Raw genomic sequence first — 24,754 nt, forward strand, 5'->3', positions numbered from 1 at the left:
ATCCCTGACCGACAGCGCATCGTGAGCGACTCACAGACCATCTGCGCAGGTCAGAGGCGCGCACTGTGCGTGTCGGTGCCGAGGAACCCGGATCGGGATCAATGACCTGGGTAAGCGCGCCAGCCGCCGTGCGAGGTGATGTCGGCGGCGCCGTCGAGCGCGTACGGCTCGCAGAGGAACCCGGGGACGGCAGTTCCGTCGGTGAGTTCCACTCGGCCGAGCGTCATGGGCGCGGGGAGAGCGGCGGCGAGCCGGCCGAGTCCCTCGGCAGGCAGCTCCCACAGTTCCGCCTCGATCGCGGACCCGCCCTCGCCGATCCGTTCCAGGCCCGGCTTGGGCGGGTCCGTATGCAGGGCGTGCAGGCGGTAGACCGGGGCGGTGGCCGTGGTCCGGATCAGGCGGGCGCCCAGGGAGAGGAGCTGCGGGTTCAGGGGCTGGCCGGTCAGATGGGCGCCCACCACCGCGATACGGGAGGGCGGGGTCAGCAGCGTGGCGATCCGGGCCAGCCGTTCATCGGTGTGCGCCGGGCCGATCAGCATCACACCGAACGGCAGGCCTGCCACCTCGCCCGCGGGGGCCGCCACCGCGCACTGGTCGAACAGGTTGGTGGAGTTGGTGAACCGGCCGAGGCGGGCGTTCGCAGCCAGCGGGTGGGCGGCGACCTCGGCGAGCGTGGGGTGGCCCGGTGCGGTGGGCAGCAGGAGCGCATCCGCGTCGCCGAGCGCGTCCGTCGCGGCGGCGCGCAGGGCGGCCAGCTCTGCCTGGTCGGCGAAGAGGCGGTGTGCCGGGATGTCGCGGGCCGCGGTGATGATCCCCGCGACCGTGGGGTCGAGGCCGGGCGCGTCGGGCGCGCCGTCGATGAACGCTCCGACCGCGGTGTAACGCTCGGCGACGAACGCACCCTCGTACAGCATCGCGGCGGCCTGGGTGAACGGGGTCAGGTCGATGGCCCGGAGCGCCGCGCCCGCCGCCTGGAGACGGGCGGCCGCAGATTCGTACGCCTGCGCCCAGCCGGGGTCGAGCTCGCCGAGCTGTGCTGTGGGCGGGACCGCGATCCGCCAGGGGCCCGGAACACGCGAGGGGACGGGCTGCGGGACGGGGGTGGCCATCAGAGACAGCGCCTGTTCGGCCTCGGGGAGCGTCCGGGCGAAGACGGTGACGCAGTCCAGGCTCGCGCAGGCCGGGACCACACCGTGCGTCGGCACGAGGCCACTGGTCGGTTTCAGGCCGACGATGCCGTTGAACGCGGCGGGGATCCGGCCGGAGCCCGCGGTGTCCGTGCCGAGCGCGAGGTCCGCGATGCCGAGGGCGACAGCGACCGCGGAACCCGAGCTGGAGCCTCCGCTGATGCGGGACGGGTCATGGGCGCTGCGTACCGCCCCGTACGGGGAGCGGGTGCCGACCAGGCCCGTGGCGAACTGGTCCAGATTGGTCGTGCCGATCACCAGCGCTCCGGCGGCGCGCAGGCGGGCCACCACCGGGGCGTCGACGCTCGGCTCGTACGCGTACGAGGGGCAGCCCGCTGTGGTGGGGAGGCCGGCCACGTCGATGTTGCCCTTGACGGCCAGCAGGCGGCCCGCGAGGGGGAGTTGTTCGCCCGCGGCCAGACGTGCTTCGAGGCTTCGGGCCTCGGCCTCCAGGTCGGATTGCGGGCGCAGCCCGATCCAGACCTCGGGGCGGTCGACCGCTTCGATGCGGGCGTACGCGGCCCGGACGCGGGTGACGAAGGGAGTGAGGAGGGGGGCAGGTACCGGCATGGGTGTTCCTCAGTTCTCGTGGAGCGGGGCCAGGATCAGCAGTGCCGTACCCGGTTCCACCTGGGCACCCGGCCGGGTGAGTACCTCCGTGACGATGCCGGCCATGGGGGCGTGGACGCGGGACTCCATCTTCATCGCCTCCAGCGCCAGCAAGGGCTGACCTGTCGTCACCGTGTCGCCCGCGGCGACGTTCAGCTGCCAGACGGATGCCGCGAACTCCGCCTCCACCAGGTGGCCGCCCGGCGGTACCGTCACCTCGGCGGCCGGGGGCGCCGGTGCCGTCGCCGCGTCCGCGCGGGCGAACTCGCCCGCCGCTTCCCAGGCATCCCGCTCGGCCGCGAAGGCGCTGCCCTGGCGGGTCCGGAACTCCGCGATCGAGTCGGCGTGCCGCGCGAGGAACTCCTCGTGCCGCGCCAGCGAGAACTCGCCCTCCTCAATGCGTGGCACGAACCGGCCGGACTTGATGTCCGCACGCAGTGCGAGGAGTTCGTCCGGCTCCACCGGGTACCACTTGATGCGGTCGAAGAACCGCAGCAGCCACGGTGAGCCGGGCTCGAAGGCGCCGCGCTGCTGCCAGCCCGACCAGACCTGGGTGGTGCGGCCGACGAACTGGTAGCCGCCCGGCCCCTCCATCCCGTAGACGCACAGGTAGGCGCCGCCGATGCCGACCGAGTTCTCCGCGGTCCAGGTGCGGGCCGGGTTGTACTTGGTGGTGACCAGGCGGTGGCGCGGGTCCAGCGGTGTGGCGACCGGGGCGCCCAGATACACGTCGCCCAGGCCCAGCACCAGGTACTCGGCGTCGAACACGGTGCGGTACACGTCCTCGACCGAGTCCAGGCCGTTGACCCGGCGGATGAACTCGATGTTCCAGGGGCACCACGGGGCGTCGTCCCGCACCCCGGCCATGTAGCGGGCGATGGCCTCACGGGTCGCCGGATCGTCCCAGGACAGCGGGAGGTGCACGGTGCGGGACGGGACGACCAGGGCGTCCGTGGGCGGGAGCGCGGCCTCGGTGTCCTGGAGCAGCTCCACGATCCGGTGCTGGGGCAGGACCCTCGGGTCCAGCTGGATCTGGAGCGAGCGGATGCCCGGTGTCAGACCGGTGATCCCCGGGACGGCCTGCGCCGTCAGCGCCTCCATCAGGGCGTGCACGCGCATCCGCAGGGCCAGGTCCAGCTGCATCGGCCCGTACTCGACCAGCACGTTGTCGTCGCCGCTGCGGCGGTAGGTGGTGTCGTCGTTCTGATACAGGATGCCGCCGTCGACGATGTCCGGGCGCCGCTCGCCGGTGATCGTGACGGGTGTGAAGCGGACCGTGTCGCCGGGGCGCAACTGGCCCAGCTTCCAGCGTTCGGCCGTCAGCACCGTCGCCGGGCAGACGAAGCCGCCCAGGGACGGGCCGTCGGGGCCCAGCAGGACGGGCATGTCGCCCGTGTAGTCGACCGCGCCCACGGAGTACGGCGTGTCATGGATGTTGGAGGGGTGCAGGCCGGCCTCGCCGCCGTCGGTGCGGGCCCAGCGCGGTGTGGGGCCGATCAGCCGGACGCCGGTGCGCGCCGAGTTGAAGTGGACCTTCCACTCGGCGGCGTAGAAGTCGTGGATGTCCTGTTCGGTGAAGAACTCCGGTGCGGCGTGCGGGCCTTCGGTCGCGCCGATGTGCCAGACGCCGTCGATGCGCGGACGGTCGGCGTCCGGAACGGGGGTGCCCGCAGCCTGCGCTGCACCGCCGTGCAGGACGTCGCCCGTGCGCAGGGCCCGGCCGCCGTGACCGCCGAAACCACCGAGGGTGAAGGTCGCCGCGCTGCCCAGGAAGCCGGGCACGTCCAGGCCGCCTCCGGCGAACAGGAGGTACGTACGCAGACCGTGGTGGTCCGGTGCGCCGACCGAGAGCTCGGAGCCTGCCGGGACGGTGAAGGGTTCCCACTGGGCGACCGGTTCACCGTCGACCCTCACGGGGGCCGGTGCGCCCGTGACACAGACCGTCGTCGGGTGCGAGAAGCGCAGCGTCGGCCCCTGGAGCGTGCATTCGAGGCCGGGCGCGCCCTCGTCGTTGCCGAGGGCCGTGTTGCCGAGCCGGAACGACAGGTCGTCCATCGGTCCCGACGGCGGTACTCCGACCTGCCAGTAGCCCGTGCGGCCCGGCCAGTCCTGCACGGTGGTGAGGGTGCCGCCGGTGACCACCTCGATGCGCGGGGTCGGGTCGGGGATCGTGGCGAGGGTGGCCGTGGAGTGCGTGGCGCCGCGCACCCGGTCGTCGGCCAGGGCAGCCCGTACCAGACCGAGGTTGGTCTCGATGCCGTCGATCCGGGTGGCGGCGAGCGCCGCGTCGAGCCGTGCGAGGGCATCGGCGCGGTCGGTGCCGTACGCGATGACCTTGGCCAGCATCGGATCGTAGGCCGTCGTCACCTCCGTACCGGTCTCGACCCAGGTGTCCACGCGCAGACCGTCCCCCTCGGGGAACGCGACCCGGGTCAGCAGGCCCGCGCCGGGGCGGTGGTCCCGGGTCGGATCCTCCGCGTACACCCGCGCCTCGACGGCATGGCCGCGCGACGGGCCGGGTTCGCGTACGACATCGGTCTCGCCCTGCGCGAGCCTCAGCATCCACTCGACGAGATCCACGCCGTGGATCTCCTCGGTCACCGGGTGCTCGACCTGGAGACGGGTGTTGACCTCCAGGAAGTACGCCTCGGTGCGCGCCGCGTCGTACACGAACTCCACGGTGCCCGCGGATCGGTAGCCGACCGATGCGCACAACTCGCGTGCGGATCGCGCCAGTTGTGCGCGGACGTCGTCGGGGAGGGCGGGTGCGGGGGCCTCCTCCAGGACCTTCTGGTTGCGGCGCTGGAGGGAGCAGTCGCGGTCGCCGAAGGTCACCACGTGGCCGTGTCCGTCGCCGAAGACCTGGACCTCGACATGGCGGGCGTTCTCGACGAGACGTTCCAGGAAGACACCGGCCGAGGAGAAGGAGGCGGCGGCGACCCGCTGCACTCGCTCCCAGGCGTCGTTGAGTTCGCCGGTGGACCGGCATGCCGACATGCCGATGCCGCCGCCACCGCCGGTGGCCTTGAGCATCACGGGATAGCCGATGCGGTCGGCCGCCGCCAGCGCGGACGGCAGATCGGGCAGCAGTCCGGTGCCGGGGGCGAGCGGCACGCCCGCCGCCTCGGCCGCCGCACGTGCGGTGTGCTTGGCGCCGAACAGTTCCAGCTGATCGGCGGACGGGCCGACGAAGACGATCCCGGCGTCCTCGCAGCGCCGCGCGAACCCGGCGTCCTCGGAGAGGAATCCGTAGCCGGGGTGGATGGCGCCCGCCCCGGTGTCCTTGGCCGCCCGCAGGATCAGGTCGGCGTCGAGGTACGACTCCTTGGCGGGTGCGGGGCCGAGCCGTACCGCTTCGTCGGCGAGGCGGACGTGGGGCGCGGAACGGTCGGGGTCGGAGAACACCGCGACCGTACGGATACCGAGACGGCGGGCGGTGCGGATGATGCGTACGGCTATCTCGCCCCGGTTGGCCACCAGCAGCGTGTCGAAGTCGCTCATGCGGTGGCCTCGCTGACGGCTGCCTCGGTGACGGCGGCCTGTGTGATGGTGGCTTCTGTGATGGTGGCTTCTGTGATGGTGGCTTCGACGGCTGTCGGGTCGAAGCCGTTGCAGGGGTTGTTGATCTGGGGGCAGTTGGAGATCAGGACCAGAACGTCCGTCTCGGCCCGCAGCGTCACCCGCAGGCCCGGGGCCGAGATGCCGTCGACGATGCCCAGCGTGCCGTCCTTCTCGACCGGGACGTTCATGTACCAGTTGATGTTGGAGACCAGATCCCGCTTGCCCAGCCCGTGCCGGGCGCCCTCGGCGAGGAAGTTGTCGACGCAGGCGTGCTGCGACCAGGTGTGGTGTCCGTAGCGAAGGGTGTTGGACTCCTTGGAGCAGGCGCCGCCGACCGTGTCGTGGCGGCCGCAGGTGTCCTCGGTGACCGTCATCAGCGGGGTGTGCTCGTTCGACATCAGCACGCTGCCCGTGGTGAGGAAGATGCTGCCCTGTGCGTGGAGGGTGTCCGGGGCGCTGTAGCGGACGGTCGTGTCATGAGCGTCGTACACCAGGAAGTCCACGGCCTGGTTGCCGTGCAGGTCGGTCAGCGTGAGCTGTTCGCCGGCGCGGACGACGGCGGACCAGGCGGCCCGCGCGGGGATCAGGTCCGAGCGGCGGACGGCGCCGGCGCCGGTGTCGGGCGTGGTGGTGGCGACGGTCATGCGAGCCCCCTGGCGGTGAGGAAGTCGAGCGTGTTGAGGAAAGCCCGGTGGCCTTCCGGGGTGGCGTCCCGGAGCGGATCTCCGGGCTCCGTCGCCCCGGCGCGCCAGGCCAGCACCTCGAGCGGGGTGCAGACGTACTCCGGGCGCGGGTCCAGAGGGTGCGGGACGTTCGCGATCAGTACGGTCAGGTCCTGCTCGGCGCGCAGCGTCACCGCGGCGCCCGCTCCGGCCGAGCCGGTGAAGTCCAGGGCGCCGTCCTCCCGTACCTCCACTCCCTGGAAGAAGGAGAGCGAGGGCGGCAGATCGCGCGGGGCGAGACCGTTCTTCGCGGCGGCCAGCTTCAGCAACTCCCGGCCGGCTGGGGACGCGGACTGCGGGGTGCCGTCCCCGTACCGCGCCGTGTTGCGCACGAGGGTCGAGGTGCCGCACAGCGCGTCGTGGCGGCCGGCGGAGTCGGCGATCACGGAGGCGAGGACCCGGCCCTGATCGGAGAGGAGCAGCCGGCCGGCGCCGAGGTAGGCGTTCCACTGGACCTTCACCGTGTCGGCGGTGTTCAGCCGCTCCCACGGCCGCCCGTCGGCGTACAGCAGCAGATGGGCGCAGGCGTCGCCCGCGAGGTCCGTGAGCCGCAGCTCGGTGCCGCGGGCCAGAACGCGGTGCGTGTAGGAGCCGCCCGCGACGGTCTCGGCCCAGACCGGGGTGCCGGGAAGAGGTTCGGGCCAGTCGCCCGCCGGCACCACCGGCATGGATTCGGTACGGGTGCCGTGCTGGGCGCGGGCATGTTCCCGGGCTCCGTGTGTCGTCGCTGTCGCCATGGCTGGACCTCCGGCTCGACGGGGGGCTGACGTGCTGACTTGGGCCTGACTTGGGCCTGACCTGGGCCCGGCATCTGCCTGGCTTCTGCCTGGATTCGGCCTGGCTACGGTCTGGCTTCCGCCTGACTGCGGCCTGACTGCGGCCTGACTGCGGCCAATTTCTGTCGCGCGACAGAAACTAGGAGGCCGGGAAGTCGTGGTCATTGCCCGTCCGTTGCGCGGGAGTTACCGAGCCCTCACCTAGATCGCGACGTTCGGCGGGTGTGCGACGATCGGCCCATGTCCAGCACCGGAAGAAGGGTCGGCCGCCCGCGGGCCCAGCAGCGGCCGGACAGCGGGCTGACCGCGCGTGACGAACTGCTCACCGCGGCCGCCGAGTTGTTCACCACACTCGGATACGCCGCGACCACCACCCGGGCCGTCGCCGAGCGGGCGGGCATGCGCCAGGCGACGATGTACCACTACGTGGCCGGCAAGGAGGATCTGCTGGCCGAGCTCCTGGAGTCCACGGTCACGCCGTCGCTGGAACTGGCGAGGCGACTGCTCTCGGACGAGGCGACGGCCGCGGAGGACCGGTTGTGGGAGCTGTGCCGCTCGGACGTGGCGCTGCTGTGCGGCGGTCCGTACAACCTCGGGGCGTTGTACGTACTGCCCGAGGTGCAGGCCGAGCGATTCGCGGACTTCCGCCGCGTCCGGGCCGAACTGAAGCAGGCCTACGGGCAGTTGCTGGCGGCGACGGAGGCGGGCGCGGCCCTCGGTGAGGACGAGGCGGATCTCCGTACGGACCTGGTGTTCGGGCTGATCGAGGGCGTGATCCTGGTCCACCGGTCCGATCCGGAGCGCGCGGTCGGCGCGTTCGCGGCGGCCACGGCGGATGCGGCACTGCGGATCGTGGGCGCGGAGAAGTTCTGAGGCGCAGGGGCGGGGTACGGCACACGGCAGCCGGTCGGTCCGCTCCCTGCCGACCGCCGACCACCGACGGACCTCGGCTCACATCACGAACCGACCATGCCGCGTGCTGCGCCTCGGACGATCCGTCCCGTCAGCGTACGGAGCGGGGCCTCCTCCCGTACAAGCGATACACCGCACCGAGCAGCACCGCCGCGCCCAGGAAGAGAACCGTGAACCACTGGAAGTACCAGTGGCCACCCGCCGGGTCGTACACCGCCGCCCGCGGCCAGGCCAGATTGACCGTCATGACTGCCCCGTACAGGAAAGCCAGGGCGTTGACGGGCAGTCCGAGCCGGCCCATCGAGAACAGGGGGCGGCCCGTCTCGTCGTGGGGGGCGGCTTCGGTGTCGGGGGCTAGGGGGATGCCGCGCAGGCGGCGCAGCAGCATCGGGCCGGTGACCATCGCGTACGCCAGGTAGAGCAGGGCGATGCACGTGGTGCCGATCGCGAGGAAAGCCTCCGGGGACGCCAGGTTGAGCAGTCCGAGCGCCGCTGCCGCCGCGCCCACGAGCAGCGCGGGAGCGGCCGGCATTCCGGTGCGCGGGGAGACCTTCGCCAGCCGGGCGGAGCCGGGCAGGACTCCGTCGCGGGCCATCGAGAACAGCATCCGGGAACCGGCGGTCTGGATGGCGAGCGTGGCCACGGCGACGGCGACGGCCACGTCGGCCAGCAGCAGCCGCCCCACTCCGTCACCCAGGCTGCTGGTCAGCACGTACGAGAGGCCCTCCGTGGCCAGTCGCCCGTCGGCGAGACTCGGCGCGGCCAGCACACCGCCGAGCACCAGCAGGCCGCCGAGCGCCCCCGCCGAGGCGAGCGCCAGCAGGATCGTGCGGGGCGCGGTGCGGCGCGGGCTGCGGGTCTCCTCGCTCATCTCCCCCGCGCTGTCGAACCCGATCAGGACGTACGCCGCCATGAACGAACCGACGAGGAGCGCTCCGGTCGTGCCGCCCTGGCCACCGGTGTGCAGGGTGACACCGGGGCCGCGTTCGGCGTGCGTGAACAGGAGAACCACGATGAGTACGGCACCGATGATCTCCGCCGTGACACCGATCCGGTTCACGGCCGACATGACCCGGTTGTCGAGCAGGTTCACCGTTGTGGTGAGCGCCAGCAGGACCACCGCGAGCAGCGCCGCGTTGCCCGCGCCCGTCGGCGTGGTCGGCGCCGGGTCGCCGCCCAGCAGCTGGAAGCCGGGCCAGACCGCGGGAAGCACCACCTGGAGCGCGAGCGCCGCCGCGGCGACCACCACGATCTGCCCGATCACCATGATCCAGCCCGCGAACCAGCCGAAGGCGGGCGTGCTCAGCCGGGTCGACCATTGGTAGATCGCGCCCGACAGCGGGTAGCGGGCGGCGAGTTCGGCGAAGCACGCGGCCACCAGCAGCTGGCCGAGCAGCACCGCGGGCCAGGTCCAGAAGAAGGCGGCGCCGCCGAACGAGAAGCCGAAGGCGAAGAACTGGAAGACGGTCGTGAGGACGGAGATGAAGGAGAAACCGGCCGCGAACGAGGCGAACCGCCCCATGGACCGGTGCAGTTCCTGCCGGTAGCCGAACCCGGCCAGGGCTTCCCGGTCGTCATGACCGGTCTCGGGCGGGTCCGGCCGTACGTCGGTTGGTGCGGTGGCGGTCATGTCAGCCCCTGTCGCCGTTTCCTGTCGGGCGACAGAAATTAGGCACGGGCTGTTTCAGTCGAATGACGCATCCATGTCCGCGCGGGGCCGAAGTGCTCACGCGGGGGGGCGGGGGATGGACGAGCTGGCGCTGAGGGCTGGGTGCCGCACGACGCCGAGCCAGGATCAGGATCCGGACGCTCCCGCGTCCCGTGCGGGGGCGATGAGTTGGTCGGTGAGCGAGGTGAGCCGACGCTGGGTGCCGGCGGCTTAGGCGAGGCGGTGCGCCTCCGCCCGGCGGCTCTCGTTGTAGTAGTGGCCGCTCGCGCCCCGCGCGCCCTCGTCGATGGCGTGCAGCACGGCCTTGGTCCCGTCCTCCACGGAGGACCAGGGGCGCACCCCCGCTTCGGTGACCATCGCGGTGTCCATGTAGTTCGCGGGGTGCACGCAGTTGACCCGGATGCCGTCGGCTGCGTACTCCTCGGCGATGGTGAACGTGAAGGCGGCGAGCGCGAACTTGCTGCGCGTGTACGCCTCCGTGCCGTCGTAGTGCCGGGTGAACTGGATGTCGTCCGGGTCCACGGGGCTCTGCCCGATCGACCCGATGTTGAGCACCTGCGCCGAGCCGGCCGCGCGCAGTGGGGCGCGCAGTGCGTGGGTGAGGACGACCGGCGCCAAGTAGTTGACGGCGAAGCGCAGTTCGTAACCGTCGCGGCTCACCTCGCGGCGGCGCGCGTCCCGCCCCGCGCCCACGCCCGCGTTGTTCACGAGCAGCCCCGGCGAGGGATGCTCGGCGGTCACCCTTGCGCCGAGTCCGGCGATCTCCCTCAGCGAGGAGAGGTCGGCGAGGTAGGGGTAGGCGGTGCCGCCCGCCGCGCGCAGCTCCTCGACGACCGCGGCGCACCTGCTCTCGTCCCTGCCGTGCACGAGAACGGTCCAGCCGCGGCCGGCGAGGGCTCGCGCGAGGCTCCGTCCGAGGCCGGAGGTGGCCCCGGTGATCAGGGCGGATGCGCCCGGCCGCGGCTGTCCTTCGCCGCTCGGCTCTGCTCGGCGCTCGTGTCGAACTGCTCGACCAGATCGGCCTGGTAGGAGGCGAAGACCAGGCCGCGCGGGGGGGGCCAATCACGACCCGGAGCGGTTCGACATCGACCGACGCGACCGGGAGCACCTCGCGTTCGGCCACGGTGTCCACCACTGCCTCGGGGCCCCACTCGCCCGCCTCGAAGCGCGCGTCGCGCTGCCGGCCCTGTTCACCCGCTTCCCCCGCCTGCGCCTCGCCGTGGACACCGGCGATCTGCACCATCAGCCGTCGTTCATCGGCAACGACTACCGAGAACTCCCGGTGTTCCTCCGCGGCACCGCAGCCGAACCCGCCGACAGCGCAGCCTGAACGGGACCGAGGATGCTGTCGACCGTACCGGGCGACAGCCATTACAAACAGTCGCTCGAGTTCAACAGACCCGGGGCCGGAGCAGCGCACGGATCACTTCACCGGTGACGGCGACGAGGGTGGTCGCTGGTCAGTGGTCGCTGGTTACTCGTCACTGGTCAGCGGTTGTGGCGGCCGGGGTGGCGCCTCCGTAGTGGCGCAGCAGGCGGGACGTCAGGAACGCGCGGAAGGCCGCGGTGTCGACGCCGGTGGCGATCTTCGCGTTGTGCGGCAGGCCGGTGCGGCCGTGCACATCGGCGATGAGCTTGCCGCGGGAGAACTCGCCGCCGCATTCCACCGTCACCCAGGCATCCGTCCATTCGATCAGGTCGGGCCGCACGGCCGCCGCCACCGCGAGTGCGTCATGCACCGCGCAGGCTGCGACGCCGTGGCGCTGCTCGTAGCGGGTGGCGAGATGGCCGAGCATCCGGCCCGCCGCGTCGGTGACGGGCGCGCCGCCGGCCAGCAGCTGGGCGATGTCGTCCCGGGTCGTCAACGCCTTGCGGGTGACATCCAGACCCACGATCCGCAGCGGCACTCCGGCCTCGGTCACGAATCGGGCGGCCTCGGGGTCGGCGAAGAAGTTGAACTCGGCCGATGGCGTGACATTGCCCGGTGCGAAGGCCGCCCCGCCCATCAGGACGATCTCCTTGATCGAGGCGGCGGCCTCCGGATGGGTGTGAAGGAGGGACGCGATGTTGGTGAGCGGCGCGGTCGCGATGACCGTGGTGCCCGCGGGCCCCCGTTCACGCAGCTGTCCGGCCAGCCACGGGACGGCGTGGGTCGCGTGTGGTGTGCGCGCGGACCGGGCGAGTTCCACTCCCCCGAGCCCGCCCGCGCCGTGGACCGGCTCGTCCGGGACGCGCACGGCGCGGGCGAGCGGCCCGGCGTGTCCGCGCAGCACGGGTACCCGCGCGTTCACGCCGATCAGGTCGCACAGCGCCAGCGCGTTGGCCACGACCTGCCCGATCCCGACGTTCCCGGCGACGGTGGTAATGCCGGTGACGTCGAGTTCGGGGGACGCGAAGGCGAGCATCAGCGCGACGGCGTCATCGATGCCGGGGTCGCAGTCGATGACGACCGGTTCGGGGTGTGTCACCCGGAGACCTCTCGCTCGAAGCGGTCGACCCAGTCGTCGTTGTTCTTCGCGGCCAGCTTGAGATCGGGGACGGTGAAGCCGTCCGCTGCGGGGTCGGTCGCCGCGTCGCCCACGACCTTGGTGATGTCCGCGGGGATCCTGGCGTCCTTGTTGACCGGCTTGTCGTAGAAGGTGGCGGCGGCCTTCTCCTGAGCCTTCTTCGACAGCAGGTAGTTGATGAACTTCTCCGCGCCCGCCTTGTTGTGCGCGCCCTTCACCAGCTGTGCGGTGTTGGAGACCATGTAGCGGCCCTTGTCGAGCGGTGCCCAGGCGATCGGCTTGCCGGCCTTGACCGGGTCGATGGCGAACAGGTCGAGTGCCGGGGCCATCTCCACCTCGCCGCGCTCAAGGAGGCTGACGACTTCGGTGCTGCGGCTGAAGTACTTCAGCACGTTGGTGGTGTTGCCGGACAGCTTCTTGAACGCGGTGTCGGTGTCCCGGGGGCCCGAGCCGAAGGTCGCCGCGGTGCCGTAGAGGAAGGGAACGCCGGCGCTGGTCGAGATGTCGGGGAGAGCGATCTTGCCCTTGTGCTCGGCCTTCCAGAGGTCCTTGATGCCCGGCGCCGGTGAGACCTTGTCGCTGCGGTAGAGCATGCCGAGCAACTGGTACGTGTACGCCGGGGCGTAGCCGTCCTTGTCCTTGGCGAAGGCGTGGATCTTCTTGAGGTTGGGGACCGCCGCAGGGTCGATCTTGTCGAACAGGCCTTGTTCCCGGCCCTGTCGCGCGAAGAGGTCGGAGATCATGACGACGTCCACGTCCGGGTCGGAGCGCTTCAGCCTGAGCTTGGTGAGCCGCTCGGCGTTGTCGCCGCTATCGATCCGGACCTCGATGCCGGTCTCCTTCTCGAACGGCTCGACGATGTTGTTCTCGAACTGGTCGACGCCGAAGCCGAAGGTGGAGACGGTCAGACTCTTGGGGTCCTGCTGCCCGGAGGCCGATCCGGCGCAGCCGGCGAGCGGAAGGATCAGCACGGTCACGGCGGTGGTGGTGGTGAGTCGTCTCATGGGGCGGGGAGCTCCTGCTTCGTCCGGGGAAGATCGATCCGGGGAAGATCGATCGTGTGAGCGGCGGGGAGATGAAGACGGATCTGCTGGCCAGTGCGCAACTCGAAGTCGCTGGTGGTGGCCAGGACGGTGCGTCCCTTGGACGCGGCGGTGACGACGCAGTCGGTGCCGCGGAACCGGACGGAGGTGAGGTCGGCGTCGACCGTGGTGCCGCCGGCGGGCGCTGGGGATTCGGGGCTGAGGACGTCGACGTGTTCGGGCCGGATGGTGACCGTACGGCCGTCCGGCAACTCGACGAAGTTCTCGTAGCCGAGGAATTCGGCGACGAAGCGGTCGGCGGGGGCACGGAACACCTCGCGCGGGGCGCCCTGCTGGGCGACGGTGCCCTGGTTGAGGATGACCATGTTGTCGGCGAGTTCCAGGGCCTCCTCCTGGTCGTGCGTGACGAGGATCGCGGTGAGCCCCGTCTCCTTCTGGATGCGGGCGAGCTCCTGGCGCATCTGGATGCGCAGGCGCGCGTCCAGGTTGGACAGGGGCTCGTCGAGGAGGAGCACGGAGGGGCGTACGGCGATGGCCCGGGCGAGCGCGATGCGTTGCTGCTGACCGCCGGACAGCTGCTTGGGCTTGCGGCCGGAGAGGTGGGAGAGGCCGACGAGTTCCAGGGCCTCGCCGACGCGGGTGCGCAGCTCGCGGTCCGGAACACCCCGCATTTTCAGCCCGAAGGCGACGTTCTTCTCCACGCTCATGTGGGGGAAGAGCGCATAGGACTGGAAGACCATGCCGATGTTGCGGCGCTCCGCGGGAAGCCGGGTGGCGTCCTCACCCTCCAGCAGGATGCGGCCCGCGGTGGGCTCGAGGAACCCGGCGATCATGCGCAGGGTGGTGGTCTTGCCGCAGCCGCTCGGCCCGAGAAGTGCGGTGAACTCTCCGCGGCGTACGGTCAGATCGAGGTCCCGTACGGCCGCCGTGCCCGCGAACTCCCGGGAAACGGCTTCGAGTTGAACCACTGGAGTCATGGTCGACTTCCTGTCCTTGCGTATGGCGCTCATGGTGCTCACCGGCTGAAGACCTTGTTGAACCCGACGAGGCGCTCCGTCAGCAGGGCCGCGCCGACCGTGGCCGCGAGCAGCAGTGTGCTCACCGCGGCCACCACGGGGTCGTAGGAGTACTGCACGTAATTGAGCATCTCGACGGGCAGCGTGGAGGTCCCTGGCCCCTTGAGGAGCAGGGACAGCGGGACGTTGTTGAACGAGGTCAGGAAGGACAGCACCGCCGCCGACACGATGCCTGGCGTCATCACCGGCAGCGTGATCGCGAAGAACGTCCGGAGCGGTCCGGCGCCCAGGCCCCGGGCGGCCTCTTCGAGTGCCGGGTCCGACAGGGCGAGCGAGGCCCCCGTGACGCGCACCGCGTAGGGCAGCAGCAGGACGGTGTGGCCGATCAGGAGCGCTCCGAGCGCCGTGATCCGCATGGTCACCATGAGCTGCTGGAAGAGCGCGAAGCCCAGAACCAGTTCGGGCACGATCGCGGGGGAAAGGAAGAGGGTCTCGACCGCCTTGCACCCTCGGAACTTGTGGCGCTGCACGGCCAGGGCCACCGGGATGCCGAGCGCGAGTGCGAGCACTGTCGCGCCTGCGGCCACCATGGCGCTGGTCGCCAGGCCCTGCTGGAACGAGGTGTTGGAGAGGGCCTGGTCGAACCAGCGCAGGGAGAATCCGGGCGTCGGGAACTCGACGGTGTCGCCGGAGGAGAAGGCGATGGCGACGACGAGCAGAATGGGCCCGAGCAGAAACGCCATCGCGAGGGCGGACAGGAGAGAGAGAACGGGGCGTCGGCGTATCACGACGTGGCCACCTTCGCCGATATCTTGCCCGAGGCCCACCCGACGACGAGCACCAGTACGGTCATGATCAGTGCGACGGCGCTGGCCCCGCCCCAGTCCAGCTTCACGTTCGCGTAGTTGTAGAGCAGTGTCGCCAGGGTGCGGTTGCGGGAGCCGCCGAGCAGCATCGGTGTGGTGAAGGCGGTGACAGCTCCGGCGAACACCAGCGTCGCCCCCACCAGGACGCCGGGCAGCGCGAGCGGCAGCACGACCTGCCGGAAGGCCCGGCCGGAACTCGCGCCCAGGCCGCGCGCGGCGTCCTCAAGTCCCGGGTCGATGTGCGAGAGCGAGCTGTACGAGGTGAGGATCACCAGCGGCATGAACAGTTGAGTGAGCCCGGCGACCAGGGCAAACTCCGTGTAGAGCAACTGCGGTGGCCGGTCGGCGAGGCCGGTCGCCGTGACGAAGTCGCTGATGAGGCCGTTGCGGCCGAGGATGACCAGCCAGGAGAACGTCCGCACCACCGTGCTGAGCAGCAGCGGGAAGACCGCGAGTGCGAGCAGCAGGCCCTGGCGGCTCTTGGGGGCCCGGGAGATGAGATAGGCCGTCGGGAAACCGAAGATCAGGCAGACGACGGTGACGGTGACGGCCACGCGTACAGTGCGGGCAAGCACTTCCAGCACGTAGCTGTCGGTGAGCATGCCGCCCAAGTTGCCGAGAACGTCCGGGTTCTCGGCGGCGGGCGGCGCGAAGAGCGTCGTCACGAAGGGGAATGCGAAGCCGAACGCCAGCAGGCCGAGGCCGGGCGCGAGCAGCAGCCCCAAGGTGGCCTTCCGGGACACGACCACGCCTCCTCTCTTCTCGGAATTTCTCGGATCTTCCGGGAATTTCTCGGAATTCCTACAACCGGTTGCTGCAACCGGTTGCAGCAACCAGCCGAGAAGGACCATACTTTCGTACGAAGCGAGGCGTCAACGCACTCGTATAAAGATCTGGTTACACACGCTGTAAAGGTCCGGTTACACACGCTGGGGGGCGAGATGGTGACGCTTGCAGACGTCGCACGGGCGGCTGGGGTGTCCAAGGCGACCGCGTCGCGGGCATTGAGCAGGCCCGACATGGTGGCTGCCGGCACGCGCGAACGGGTCACGGCGGCAGCCGAAGCCATGGGCTTCGAGTTCAACGCGAGCGCACGGGCCCTGACCACCGGGCGCACCGGACTGATCGGCGTCCTCGTGCCAAGCCTCGCCAACCCCTACTTCGCCCCGATCGTCACGGGCGTGCAGCGCGCGCTCTCCGAGCAGGGCGACAACATCCTGCTCGCCGTGTCCGAGGGCTCCCAGAGCAGCGAGCACGAACTGGCGGGCAAACTGGCCTCCCGCGTCGACGGACTCGTCTTCATCGCGCCGCTCAGCCCGGACGCGGCGATCCGCGCGTTCACGTCGAGGCTCCCGGTCGCCACCGTCGACCGGACAGTGCCCTCGGTGCCCGGCGTACTGATCGACACCCCCGGCGGCGTCGCCGACATCGTGACGCACCTGGCCGGCCTCGGCCACCGGTCCGTCGCGTACGTGGGCGGGCCGGCCGGCTCATGGATGGCCGAACGCCGGTGCGCCGCCGTCGAGGAGGCCGCCCGGCGCACCGGAGTCGGCATCAGGGTCCTGGGCCCCGTCCCGCCCCGTATCGACGCTGGTCTGGCCGTCGCCGAGCGCATCGCCGCCGACCGCGACGTCACCGCCGTGGTGGCGTACAGCAGTTACCTGCTTCTCGGTCTCCATCTGGGCCTGCGCGACGCGGGCGTGCGCGTCCCCGAGGACATCAGCCTGGCCGCGTCGGACGACCTGACCGCGATCAGCACGGACCGCCCCGACACCACGACGCTCAAGGTGCCCCTCGAAGAGGCCGGCATCGCGGCCGTCCGCCTTCTCCACGAGACAGACCCTCCCAAGCGGGCCCGACGGCTGCGTATCGCGACCGAGTTGGTGGTCGGCGGATCGACGGCGCCGGCGGCCGACATGCCGCCCACCGCGGTGCGGGCGGGCGAGTGAGGCGCAGCCTGCCTGCGTAGATTGCCGTCGCTGAGTCCCAGCACGCCGAGTCCGGCGAGGAGGCGCCCGGGACGGCGGAGGTCACGGAACGGGAGGGGGGCTCAGGGGTCGATCAGGAGAGGGCTCAGGGTTCGATGACGAGGCGTTCGATGAGGTCGTCGCGGAGCGTGAACCGGTAGCGCAGATCGATGGTGCCGCCGGGGAAGTCGCCTGCGAGGTGGTGGTTGGCGATGTAGTGGGTCGCGTCGGTCTGCTGGGCGTTGGTGAGCCGGGTGGTGTAGGTGAACTCGGTGGCGGACCGGTCGAGCCATCCCTCGATCGACTCGGTGCCTTCATAGGTGTTGCCGTCGTCGATCACCGTGGCTTCACCGGTGAACGCCGTGATTGCGGTGGCGGTGTCGTGGGCGCGGTGCGCCTTCAGGTACCCGGTGATCACCTCGGGCAGGGCGTCCGGGGTGATGGCTCGGGGCTCGTTGTCGCGCATGACGCTCCTTGGGGTGGTGGCGGGTTCAGACGGTGGGGCGATGGCGGGTTCAGACCGTGGGGGCCGTCGCGGGTTCAGACGGTTGGAGTGGTGCCGCCGTCGATGACGTGTTCGGCACCGACGATGGCCGAGGCGCGGTCGGAGACGAGGAAGGCGACGAGCTCGGCGACTTCCTCGGGCCGGTTGGGACGGCCCAGCGGGATGCCGCCCAGAGAGTCCATGAGCCGGCCCAGCGCCGCTTCCTGGTCGATGTCCGCCTCGTGGGCGATCCGGGCGATGAGGTTGTCGGCGGCCGCGGTCTGCACGAAACCGGGCGAGACGGTGTTGACGCGGACGCCGTGCGGGGCGACCTCGTTTGCCAGGCCCTTGCTGTAGGTGGTCAGGGCGGCCTTGGCGGCGGCGTAGGCCAGGGTTCCGTTCCACAGCGGCATGCGGCGCTGGATCGAGGTGACGTGCACGAGCGCGCCCTTGCCCACGGTGATCATGTGCGGCAGAAGTGCGCGGTCCAGTCGGACGGCGGCCAGGAGGTTCGTGTTGAGTTCCCTGGCCCAGTCGTCCTCGTCGAGCGCCTCGAACCCTCCGGCCGGCGCTTCGGACCCGCCGAGGTTGTTGACCAGGATGTCGACGCCTCCCACGCGGGCTTCCACTTCGGCGGCCACGTGGGCTGCGCCCTGCGCGGTGGACAGGTCGGCGGCGATGAACGCCTTCTCCTCGACGTCCTCGGGGCGGCTGCGGGCGGTGACCAGTACGGTCGCGCCGGCCTGGGCGAGCCGTCGGGCGATGGCGGCTCCGGTGCCCTTGGTGCCGCCGGTGACCAGAGCACGCCGGCCTTCGAGGGATTCACTGATGGATGCGGTCATGGTGTGCTCCGTTCCCAGGCGCGGGCGCAGAAGGCACCGCTCCAGCCCTTACTGCTAAAATAGAAGCTACTAACTTCGACTTTAGCAGTAACTGAGGGGATGGTCGCCGTGGCAAGCCGGATCAGGCTGGAGGACCGGGAGTGCCCGCTGTCCACGACGGTGGAGCACGTCGGCGAGTGGTGGACGCTGCTGATCCTCCACGACGCCTTCGACGGCTACACCCGCTTCGACCAGTTCCAGGAAAGCCTGGGCATCTCCTCAAGCATGCTCACCACCCGGCTGAAGTCCCTCGTCGCGGACGGACTCCTGGAGCGCCGGCCCTACCGGACCAACCCCGTACGCCACGAGTACGTCCTCACCGAACTCGGGCACTCCCTGCGACCGGTGATCGTCGCCCTGGCCGCGTGGGGCAACGCCCGCCTCACGCCGGCCGAACGCAGCATGATCCTCATCGATGCCCACAACGGCGAGGAAGTCGAGCCCGTCGTCGTCGACGCCAAGACCGGCCGCCGACTCGACGACAGCGACGCCTACGTCTTCACCGCAGGTCCCGCAGCCAGCGATGCCATGCGCAACCGCTACGCGACGCGACCGGCCACCCCCGAGGACGCGTAGAACTGGGACCGGACAAGCACCGAACGACTTCGAACAGGGCCGGACGGCGCGCTGACCGGTGGCCGGCCCTGCGAGGTCGCGGCGCCGACTCATGATGTGAGGCCGGGCGCGCGCGGTCACGGACGTCAGGGAACGCTCAATGGGATCGCAGCGCACACCCGGGTCCGGGGTCCCCACCGGCCGAACACGCCGAGCAGCAGGCGGAGTTGTGGAATGGCCGTCCCGCGCGGCTCAGGAACCTTCGGTGGACAGGGCGTGGCAGCGGTCGTGGGCTGCGCTGTCACCGATCACCGCATGCATCCGCGCGGCCCACCCGTAGGTGTGGCGGCTCTCTCGCGCCCATCCAGTTGTCCACATTGTCCCGCGGGCACCGGTCGGCTTCCGGCTCGCGGGCGAGAGCGGCGAGGTCCGGATCGGGCCGCTCGGGCCTGCCGTAGCCGGGTTCGAACCAACGCCCCGCCATCGTGGCCATGCGCAGCAGCCACGACGTCACCGTGTCTGCCACCGCGGCACGTTCGGCCGGTGACTCCTCTTCCTGGAGCCGGTCGCGGGCGAACAGGCGGACCAGGTCGTGGAAGCGGTAGCGGCCTGCGGAGCCGTCCTGCAGGAGGCCGAGGTCGACGAGGTCGTCCAGCGCGTCCCAGGCGCCTCGATCGGCACCCCGCCGGCGACGGCCGTGAGAACCGCGTCGAAGTCCCGGCCGGGTACGGCGGCAAGCCGCCGGAACAACCGCCGCGCGGCGGGGGCGAGTTGCTCGTACGACATCCCGAACGCACGCCAGCCACTCCGCGCGCACGCCAAGTCAAGGTAGTTGCTGTGTTGAGCAAGGAGCTTGCAGGTCGGCGACGGGGGCCGGGCGGCGATCGGGCCCTGTCGCGGGGATCGGGACTGACGGTCCCACCGCACTGCGACGCCGGGGCGGGACACAGGTCACGCCCACGGACGTGACCCTTGCCCGGCTGCCATGTTCAGCCGCTCAGGTCTGGCACTGCGCCGTGCCGGCGGTGGACCAACCGCTCCAGGCGCCCCCGTCGGCACGGGCGTGTACGCGAATCTCGACCTTCACGGGCCCACACGGCCGGGTCGAGCTTCCCACCTCTGTGGGCTCGACGGTTCCACCCGCCGGGACATAGGTGCGACCGCTGCCCAGCTTCACCCAGTAGCCACCGGAGACGACACGGAAGTACGCCTCGTAGGAGACGTTCACCGCCCTCGGCCCCGTGTTGCGCGCCTTGATGTACGCCGTGATCTCCCGGGTGTAGATCCTGCCTTCCTTTCCGCGTTGGGCGCTGATGCAGCCGTTGACGGCCACCCGGCCGGTCGACACACCACCGCCGCAGGCGACTGCTGCGGCGTGAGCGTGAGCCGGAATGGCCAGCATGGTGAGCGCGGCAGCACTCAGGATTGTTCCGATACACCTCATACGCACAACCCTGTTCCCTTCGATCATGATTGCCTCAGAGGAACCATTACGTGTCGAGGCGTGGAGGGCTGCGGCTCATCGAGTTCTTCACTGGGTTCTTCACTCCAACGGAAGCGGACAGTGCCCTCGTACGCGAGGCAGAACTGCCGACGGCCCCACCCCTCGTCCAGCCCCATAAGAGCGGGAGTCCGACTCAGCAACGTCTTTGCCTTCCAGCGTGGCCGCGCGGGGTGCCGGATAGCGCGGGCCGGACCTCGGGGCAGTCGTGCTCGGCAAAGAGTCTTGCCGGGAACGTGTCGTGATGGCGTGGTTACTCGAATCCGGTGTGGCGGAAATCGGTGCGGATGACGGGATGCTACTGCCTGATGCAGACCCGGCCTATGCAGGCCTGATGGCCAGCCCGTCGGTCCGACTTGGCTCATTCCACATCCCCACGTATCCGACTCCCACCCGGCTCAACGCGTCCGTACAGACGACACAAACGGGCCGATCGCGATGAGCGGCGGCTGCCAAGAAGTGGTGGCTGCCAAGAATCAGCCGACTCCTAGGCAGACCTGCTGCGCGATTGCCGGCGGCGCAGGATGCGGGCTCCCCGTACTCCGGGTCGCGCCGCGCGAGGCGTACTACGAGCCCGCCCGGCCCTACCGGTGAACTCCCGTTCGGCGATGACGAGTTCACAGCGCCCCGGAGACGGGGAACGGCGCCGGCTCCTGCGGCATCCGTGCCCGCATCACGACCCGCTCGCCCTCGTCGACCACTTCCTCGATGGCCAGCAGGGGCAGCCTTGAAAGAACCACCTAGACATTGCGCGTCGGCATCCTTCATACGGATGTCGATCAACGACTCCTCGCGGCTCTGCTTGCTTCACACCTTGGCAAGGGGACCCCTAAGTCCGCCCGCCACCCGTCGACGGGGCGTCCGGCCACTCGGACCGCCCGGAGAGGAAGGAGCGGACCGCCTCCCGTGTCACCTCCGCGTCGAAGCGCTCGGTCTCCCAGAGCGCAGAGCGCGTTGTGCCCCGGTCGCGATAGGAGCGCATGATGCGCACGTGGTCGTGGCGCGCCACGAAGCCCTTCAGGCCCCTCTCGTCACGCCACACGGAGACCGATCCCGACCGGGGACGGCGGGGGTCGGGATCCACCCACAGCCAGAGTCCGAGCGCGCCCGTGACATCGCGCCAGGAGCGGCGCAGCACGACACCGGCGATGTTGACGCCCATCGCGGTCCAGGGCCGATGCGGGGTGAACTGGGTGACGCTGACGACGGCCGGGCCCGTCAGGTCCCCCTCGTACACGGAGGCCGCTGCCGGGCCCGACGCCCAGGGCGCGAACCAGATGGTGGACGACATGGCGTTCCTCTCGTGAGCGTGGAACTCGAATCCCGAATCTCGAATGTGGAATATAACAGCACGTACGATCGTGCTAATATCTCACCATTCCGCTATCGCCGACCGAGGAGTACCGGACATGGACCCCACAGAGGCAGTTGTGCGTACGACCCTCAACACCGTCTCGCGCGTCTCTGTGCGACTCGCGGGCGCCGGCGCGTACACCCTGTTCCACATGCCGTTGGCCCGGAGCAAGATGCGCCCCTCGGAGCGTGATCTGTTGGCCGCAGCGCACCTGGGACGCGTCCGGGTCAACGGCAAGTCCGCGACCACCTACCGGTGGGGCAGCGGCGAGCGCCCCGTCCTGCTGGTGCACGGCTGGCAGTCGCGCGGCTCGCGCTTCGCCGACTTCGTGCCGGGGCTGCTCGACCGTGGTTACAGCGTCGTCACCTTTGACGCACCCGGGCACGGTGACGGCACGGGCCGCAGCACCACCATCCTGGAGTACCGCAGCATTCTGGCCGAACTCCACGACCAGTACGGCACGTTCGAGGCCCTGGTCGCACACTCCCTTGGCGCGCTCGGTTCGTTCTACGCTCTCAACGAGGGAGTCAAGGCGGAGCGGATCGTCGTCATCAGCGGGGTCTGCGACTTCGACTACCTGGTCGACGAGTTCGTCTCCGAACTAAAGCTGCGCCCTTCCCTGAAGGACGAGTTGCTCGTCCGGATAGAGAAGAAGCTCTTCCCCGGTGCGCCCGCCGGCCGGATGCCGTTCTCCGTCTCGCACGCCACCGGCGCCGTCACCGCACCCATCCTGGTGGTGCACGACGAGGACGACAGCAGGATCGGGGTGGGGCAGGGGCGTGGCATCGCCGCGGCGTTCGGTGACCAGGCACGGATGATCACCACGCGGGGGCTCGGGCACCGCAGGATCCTCGGCGCCCCCGAGGTCGTGCGCGCCGTCCTGGACTTCGTCGAGCACGGGCCCGACGCGGCGGGCCTCCCCGAGGTGGAGAGCGGCGTGGTTCCGGCGGAGACGGGTGCGATCCCGGCGGCGGACTGAGCGCGCGGGGGCACTTTGTGGCGGGCGGGACCCAGGCGGCCTCAGGGATGCCGGGGTTGCCGTGCGCCGTTAGCGCCGCCCACTCTCCACTGACCGCACGATCGTCCACTTGATCGGTAGACTGGCTCCCTGTCGCGCACCGCGAGTACCTGGGACAGGGTAGGAACAGCCATGGCAGCAACACACATCGACGGACGGGTCGCCCGCGGGAATCAGACCCGCCAGCTGGTCCTCAAGCGCGCCATGCAGGTCGCATCCGTCGAAGGCCTGGAGGGCCTCTCCCTCGGCCGGCTCGCGGGCGAGCTCAAGCTCAGCAAGAGCGGCGTGTTCGCCCTGTTCGGCTCCAAGGAGGACCTCCAGCTCGCCACGGTGCGCGCGGCGATCGAGGTCTATCTGGAGCATGTGGTCCAGCCCGCCCGTGAACTCCCGCCGGGGATCGACCGGTTGTGGCGCGTGTGCACCAACTGGCTCACCTACTCGCGCGAGCGCGTCTTCCCCGGCGGCTGCTTCTTCTACTCGACGTCGGCGGAGTACGACGCCCGCGCGGGCAAGGTGCACGACACCCTCGCCGCGGCCCGTACCAGCTGGTCCTCGTATCTGGAGCAGACGATCGTCGAGGCGCAGCAGGCAGAGGAGATCGCGGAGGGCATCGATGTCCCCCAGCTCGCCTTCGAACTGGTTGCGCTCCTGGAGATGGCCAACGCCGAGTCCGTCCTGCACGACGAGTTCACCAGCTACGACAAGGCAGCCACGGCCATCCTGAACCGGCTGCGCGGCGCGGCCACCGACCCTTCACTGCTGCCCGGGACCATCGACGGCCAGTGAGCTGGTGCGGGGACGCGCGAGCCGGCTGGGGCGTGATCAGCTGATTCAAGACCGTGATCAACGGATGCGATTCAAGACCGTGATCAGCCATGGAGCGGCACCACGCTGTCACTGTCCTGAGGTCATCAGAACCGCCGGTGGACGGCGGCTGCCGTCACTGGCCAGGTGAATCAAAGATCTGGCACCTCGCCGAGAGGGATCACCGCGCCTCGTCGCTCTTCGAAGACAAGGGCGCCCAGGTGTACCGGACGGGCACGCCGTGGTCGTGGAGCCAGCCGGTCTCGCGTTGCCGGAGTTCGTGCGCGGACTCCGGGGCGATGGCGCTGGGCCAGCGGACGAGTACCGCGGTGACGTCGCCTGTCTGCACCAGCTGTCTCACACGCCGCCACCCTCTGCGCCGGGCCGGGTCGGGCTCACCGTACGTGTCGGTGACGACCTCGGCGATCGTCAGCCCGCGCTCCTGGGCGAACGCGTGGCCTTCGGTCTGCGCGCACTGCGTGGCTGCCCCGCGTGTGCCCGGGGCTCGGTCGGCGCATACGTACAGCACGACGGGAGGAGCGGTTTCGCTGTGGGGGGTCATGGGCGCCTTCTGTAGGTGGATCGAGGAGAACGGGTTCCTCGCCGCGTGAAGGGGACGTAGCGGGGCCGTGCGGGGCCGACGACGGTCTCCGCCGTCGGACGGGGGAACTGGTCCGGTGCGCGGCAGGCCGGGCCTGGCCACGCTGCACCCGGGCAGGCGCCGCATTCGGCGCCGGCCGGTTCCCATCGCGTCAGGGGCAGGGTCAGGGTCAGGCCGTCAACTCGGCCCAGACGACCTTGCCTTCGGCCCGCGTCGAGCGTGCGGAGCCCCAGCGGTCCGCGAGTTGCTGGACGAGGAATAGGCCTCGCCCGCTCTCCTCGCCGGGGCCGGCGTGGTGCTCGGGCGGGCGGACCGGGGTGCGGCTGTCGTCGTGGAGTTCGATACGCAGGCGCCGCTCGTCGCCGGTCAGCGTGAGGCCGCACAGGACATGTCCGCTGGCGGTGTGGAGTACAGCGTTCGTGGTCAGTTCGGAGACCAGCAGCACCGCGTCGCAGCATGTGTCGCCGGGCACCTTCCAGGCACGGAGCCGGTCGCGCACGGTGTCGCGGGCGGATCTCGCGCTGGTGCGCAGGGCGGGCAGGCCGAACCAGAACTCCCGACGAGGCACGGTCGTGGCTAAGGCGGGGGCCAAGGCCGGGGCTGAGGGCGTGGGCAGAGTCACGGATGTCGCCTTCCAGCGCCTTCCGGGGGGCGGGCGCGGTGCGGGGATGCGGGCTGCAGCTCGAGCGGTGAGAGGCGTGCGCCGAGGCAGGCCCCCTGG

At 70.5% G+C, this 24,754-nt stretch carries 24 protein-coding genes and 1 pseudogene; 6 read left to right on the plus strand and 19 right to left on the minus strand.

Translation table 11 applies throughout. The features are described from left to right. Positions 1–98 precede the first annotated feature (98 nt). From atzF to AC07EJ_RS12005, 4 genes are read right to left on the minus strand one after another with little or no spacing between them, the layout of a single operon-like run. Positions 99–1,757: an allophanate hydrolase gene (atzF, locus tag AC07EJ_RS11990; RefSeq protein ID WP_478884155.1), complete on the minus strand. Its 1,659-nt coding sequence runs from the start codon at positions 1,755–1,757 to the stop codon at positions 99–101. Between the two features lie 9 nt (positions 1,758–1,766). Continuing rightward, positions 1,767–5,297: a 5-oxoprolinase/urea amidolyase family protein gene (locus AC07EJ_RS11995; protein WP_478884156.1), complete on the minus strand. Its 3,531-nt coding sequence runs from the start codon at positions 5,295–5,297 to the stop codon at positions 1,767–1,769. Continuing rightward, positions 5,294–6,001 carry an urea amidolyase associated protein UAAP2 gene (locus tag AC07EJ_RS12000; RefSeq protein ID WP_478884157.1) on the minus strand — a complete coding sequence of 236 codons (708 nt, stop codon included), beginning with the start codon at positions 5,999–6,001 and terminating at the stop codon, positions 5,294–5,296. Before AC07EJ_RS12000 ends, AC07EJ_RS11995 begins: the two co-directional genes overlap by 4 nt. Continuing rightward, a complete protein-coding gene (locus tag AC07EJ_RS12005) occupies positions 5,998–6,816 on the minus strand; it encodes an urea amidolyase associated protein UAAP1 (protein ID WP_389476654.1) in 819 nt (272 codons plus the stop codon). Before AC07EJ_RS12005 ends, AC07EJ_RS12000 begins: the two co-directional genes overlap by 4 nt. 279 nt (positions 6,817–7,095) lie before the next feature. Between AC07EJ_RS12005 and AC07EJ_RS12010 the strand changes: the two genes are divergently transcribed. Then, positions 7,096–7,728, plus strand: a complete 633-nt coding sequence (locus tag AC07EJ_RS12010; RefSeq protein ID WP_389476656.1) for a TetR/AcrR family transcriptional regulator — start codon at positions 7,096–7,098, stop codon at positions 7,726–7,728. Positions 7,729–7,858: 130 nt separating this feature from the next. Here AC07EJ_RS12010 and AC07EJ_RS12015 read toward each other — a convergent pair whose 3' ends face one another. Beyond that, positions 7,859–9,397 carry an amino acid permease gene (locus AC07EJ_RS12015; protein ID WP_389476658.1) on the minus strand — a complete coding sequence of 513 codons (1,539 nt, stop codon included), beginning with the start codon at positions 9,395–9,397 and terminating at the stop codon, positions 7,859–7,861. Positions 9,398–9,646: 249 nt separating this feature from the next. Further along, positions 9,647–10,378: an SDR family NAD(P)-dependent oxidoreductase gene (locus AC07EJ_RS12020; protein ID WP_478884265.1), complete on the minus strand. Its 732-nt coding sequence runs from the start codon at positions 10,376–10,378 to the stop codon at positions 9,647–9,649. Here AC07EJ_RS12020 and AC07EJ_RS12025 point away from each other — a divergent pair. Further along, positions 10,371–10,625: pseudogene (locus AC07EJ_RS12025) on the plus strand (cytochrome P450); the annotation flags it as partial. The gene AC07EJ_RS12020 and the pseudogene AC07EJ_RS12025 sit on opposite strands and share 8 nt — an antisense overlap. 292 nt (positions 10,626–10,917) lie before the next feature. Here AC07EJ_RS12025 and AC07EJ_RS12030 read toward each other — a convergent pair. From AC07EJ_RS12030 to AC07EJ_RS12050, 5 genes are read right to left on the minus strand one after another with little or no spacing between them, the layout of a single operon-like run. Beyond that, entirely contained in the window at positions 10,918–11,904 is a 987-nt protein-coding gene (locus AC07EJ_RS12030; RefSeq protein WP_478884158.1) for a nucleoside hydrolase, read from the minus strand. Beyond that, entirely contained in the window at positions 11,901–12,947 is a 1,047-nt protein-coding gene (locus tag AC07EJ_RS12035) for an ABC transporter substrate-binding protein (protein WP_478884159.1), read from the minus strand. The genes AC07EJ_RS12030 and AC07EJ_RS12035 overlap by 4 nt, the downstream gene beginning before the upstream one ends. Then, a complete protein-coding gene (locus tag AC07EJ_RS12040; RefSeq protein WP_389476664.1) occupies positions 12,944–13,963 on the minus strand; it encodes an ABC transporter ATP-binding protein in 1,020 nt (339 codons plus the stop codon). The genes AC07EJ_RS12035 and AC07EJ_RS12040 overlap by 4 nt, the downstream gene beginning before the upstream one ends. 38 nt (positions 13,964–14,001) lie before the next feature. Further along, a complete protein-coding gene (locus tag AC07EJ_RS12045; RefSeq protein WP_478884160.1) occupies positions 14,002–14,790 on the minus strand; it encodes an ABC transporter permease in 789 nt (262 codons plus the stop codon). Then, a complete protein-coding gene (locus tag AC07EJ_RS12050; RefSeq protein WP_393584493.1) occupies positions 14,787–15,611 on the minus strand; it encodes an ABC transporter permease in 825 nt (274 codons plus the stop codon). The genes AC07EJ_RS12045 and AC07EJ_RS12050 overlap by 4 nt, the downstream gene beginning before the upstream one ends. A 198-nt stretch (positions 15,612–15,809) precedes the next feature. Here AC07EJ_RS12050 and AC07EJ_RS12055 point away from each other — a divergent pair, with 198 nt between their 5' ends. Beyond that, a complete protein-coding gene (locus AC07EJ_RS12055) occupies positions 15,810–16,817 on the plus strand; it encodes a LacI family DNA-binding transcriptional regulator (protein ID WP_389476671.1) in 1,008 nt (335 codons plus the stop codon). 124 nt (positions 16,818–16,941) lie between these two features. On the opposite strand, the gene AC07EJ_RS12060 is transcribed toward AC07EJ_RS12055, so the two are convergent. Together AC07EJ_RS12060 and AC07EJ_RS12065 are read right to left on the minus strand one after the other, a co-directional pair. After that, the gene (locus AC07EJ_RS12060) at positions 16,942–17,301 is read right to left on the minus strand and encodes a nuclear transport factor 2-like protein (RefSeq protein WP_389476673.1); all 360 of its coding nucleotides are present in this window, start codon (positions 17,299–17,301) and stop codon (positions 16,942–16,944) included. A 74-nt stretch (positions 17,302–17,375) separates the two neighbouring features. After that, entirely contained in the window at positions 17,376–18,161 is a 786-nt protein-coding gene (locus AC07EJ_RS12065; protein WP_389476675.1) for an SDR family oxidoreductase, read from the minus strand. A gap of 99 nt (positions 18,162–18,260) precedes the next feature. Between AC07EJ_RS12065 and AC07EJ_RS12070 the strand changes: the two genes are divergently transcribed. Continuing rightward, the gene (locus AC07EJ_RS12070; protein ID WP_389476677.1) at positions 18,261–18,776 is read left to right on the plus strand and encodes a winged helix-turn-helix transcriptional regulator; all 516 of its coding nucleotides are present in this window, start codon (positions 18,261–18,263) and stop codon (positions 18,774–18,776) included. 280 nt (positions 18,777–19,056) lie between these two features. Here AC07EJ_RS12070 and AC07EJ_RS12075 read toward each other — a convergent pair whose 3' ends face one another. The 4 genes from AC07EJ_RS12075 to AC07EJ_RS12090 all read right to left on the minus strand — a co-directional run bounded on the left by AC07EJ_RS12075 (position 19,057) and on the right by AC07EJ_RS12090 (position 21,547). Then, entirely contained in the window at positions 19,057–19,572 is a 516-nt protein-coding gene (locus tag AC07EJ_RS12075; RefSeq protein ID WP_478884161.1) for a hypothetical protein, read from the minus strand. Positions 19,573–19,752: 180 nt separating this feature from the next. Beyond that, positions 19,753–20,199, minus strand: a complete 447-nt coding sequence (locus tag AC07EJ_RS12080) for a hypothetical protein (RefSeq protein WP_478884162.1) — start codon at positions 20,197–20,199, stop codon at positions 19,753–19,755. Between the two features lie 674 nt (positions 20,200–20,873). Then, positions 20,874–20,996 (minus strand): hypothetical protein, encoded by a 123-nt coding sequence (locus AC07EJ_RS12085; protein WP_389476967.1) that lies wholly within the window; start codon positions 20,994–20,996, stop codon positions 20,874–20,876. A gap of 89 nt (positions 20,997–21,085) precedes the next feature. Beyond that, positions 21,086–21,547: a hypothetical protein gene (locus AC07EJ_RS12090; RefSeq protein ID WP_478884163.1), complete on the minus strand. Its 462-nt coding sequence runs from the start codon at positions 21,545–21,547 to the stop codon at positions 21,086–21,088. 118 nt (positions 21,548–21,665) lie between these two features. On the opposite strand from AC07EJ_RS12090, the gene AC07EJ_RS12095 reads away from it, so the two are divergent. Together AC07EJ_RS12095 and AC07EJ_RS12100 are read left to right on the plus strand one after the other, a co-directional pair. Next, entirely contained in the window at positions 21,666–22,589 is a 924-nt protein-coding gene (locus tag AC07EJ_RS12095; protein WP_478884164.1) for an alpha/beta fold hydrolase, read from the plus strand. 171 nt (positions 22,590–22,760) lie between these two features. Beyond that, positions 22,761–23,414, plus strand: a complete 654-nt coding sequence (locus AC07EJ_RS12100) for a TetR/AcrR family transcriptional regulator (protein ID WP_389476687.1) — start codon at positions 22,761–22,763, stop codon at positions 23,412–23,414. A 199-nt stretch (positions 23,415–23,613) separates the two neighbouring features. On the opposite strand, the gene AC07EJ_RS12105 is transcribed toward AC07EJ_RS12100, so the two are convergent. Continuing rightward, the gene (locus AC07EJ_RS12105; RefSeq protein WP_389476689.1) at positions 23,614–23,994 is read right to left on the minus strand and encodes a hypothetical protein; all 381 of its coding nucleotides are present in this window, start codon (positions 23,992–23,994) and stop codon (positions 23,614–23,616) included. Between the two features lie 208 nt (positions 23,995–24,202). Beyond that, the gene (locus tag AC07EJ_RS12110) at positions 24,203–24,601 is read right to left on the minus strand and encodes an ATP-binding protein (protein WP_389476691.1); all 399 of its coding nucleotides are present in this window, start codon (positions 24,599–24,601) and stop codon (positions 24,203–24,205) included. Positions 24,602–24,754: the final 153 nt, after the last annotated feature.

It is taken from the genome of Streptomyces sp. NPDC045026, assembly GCF_056432625.1.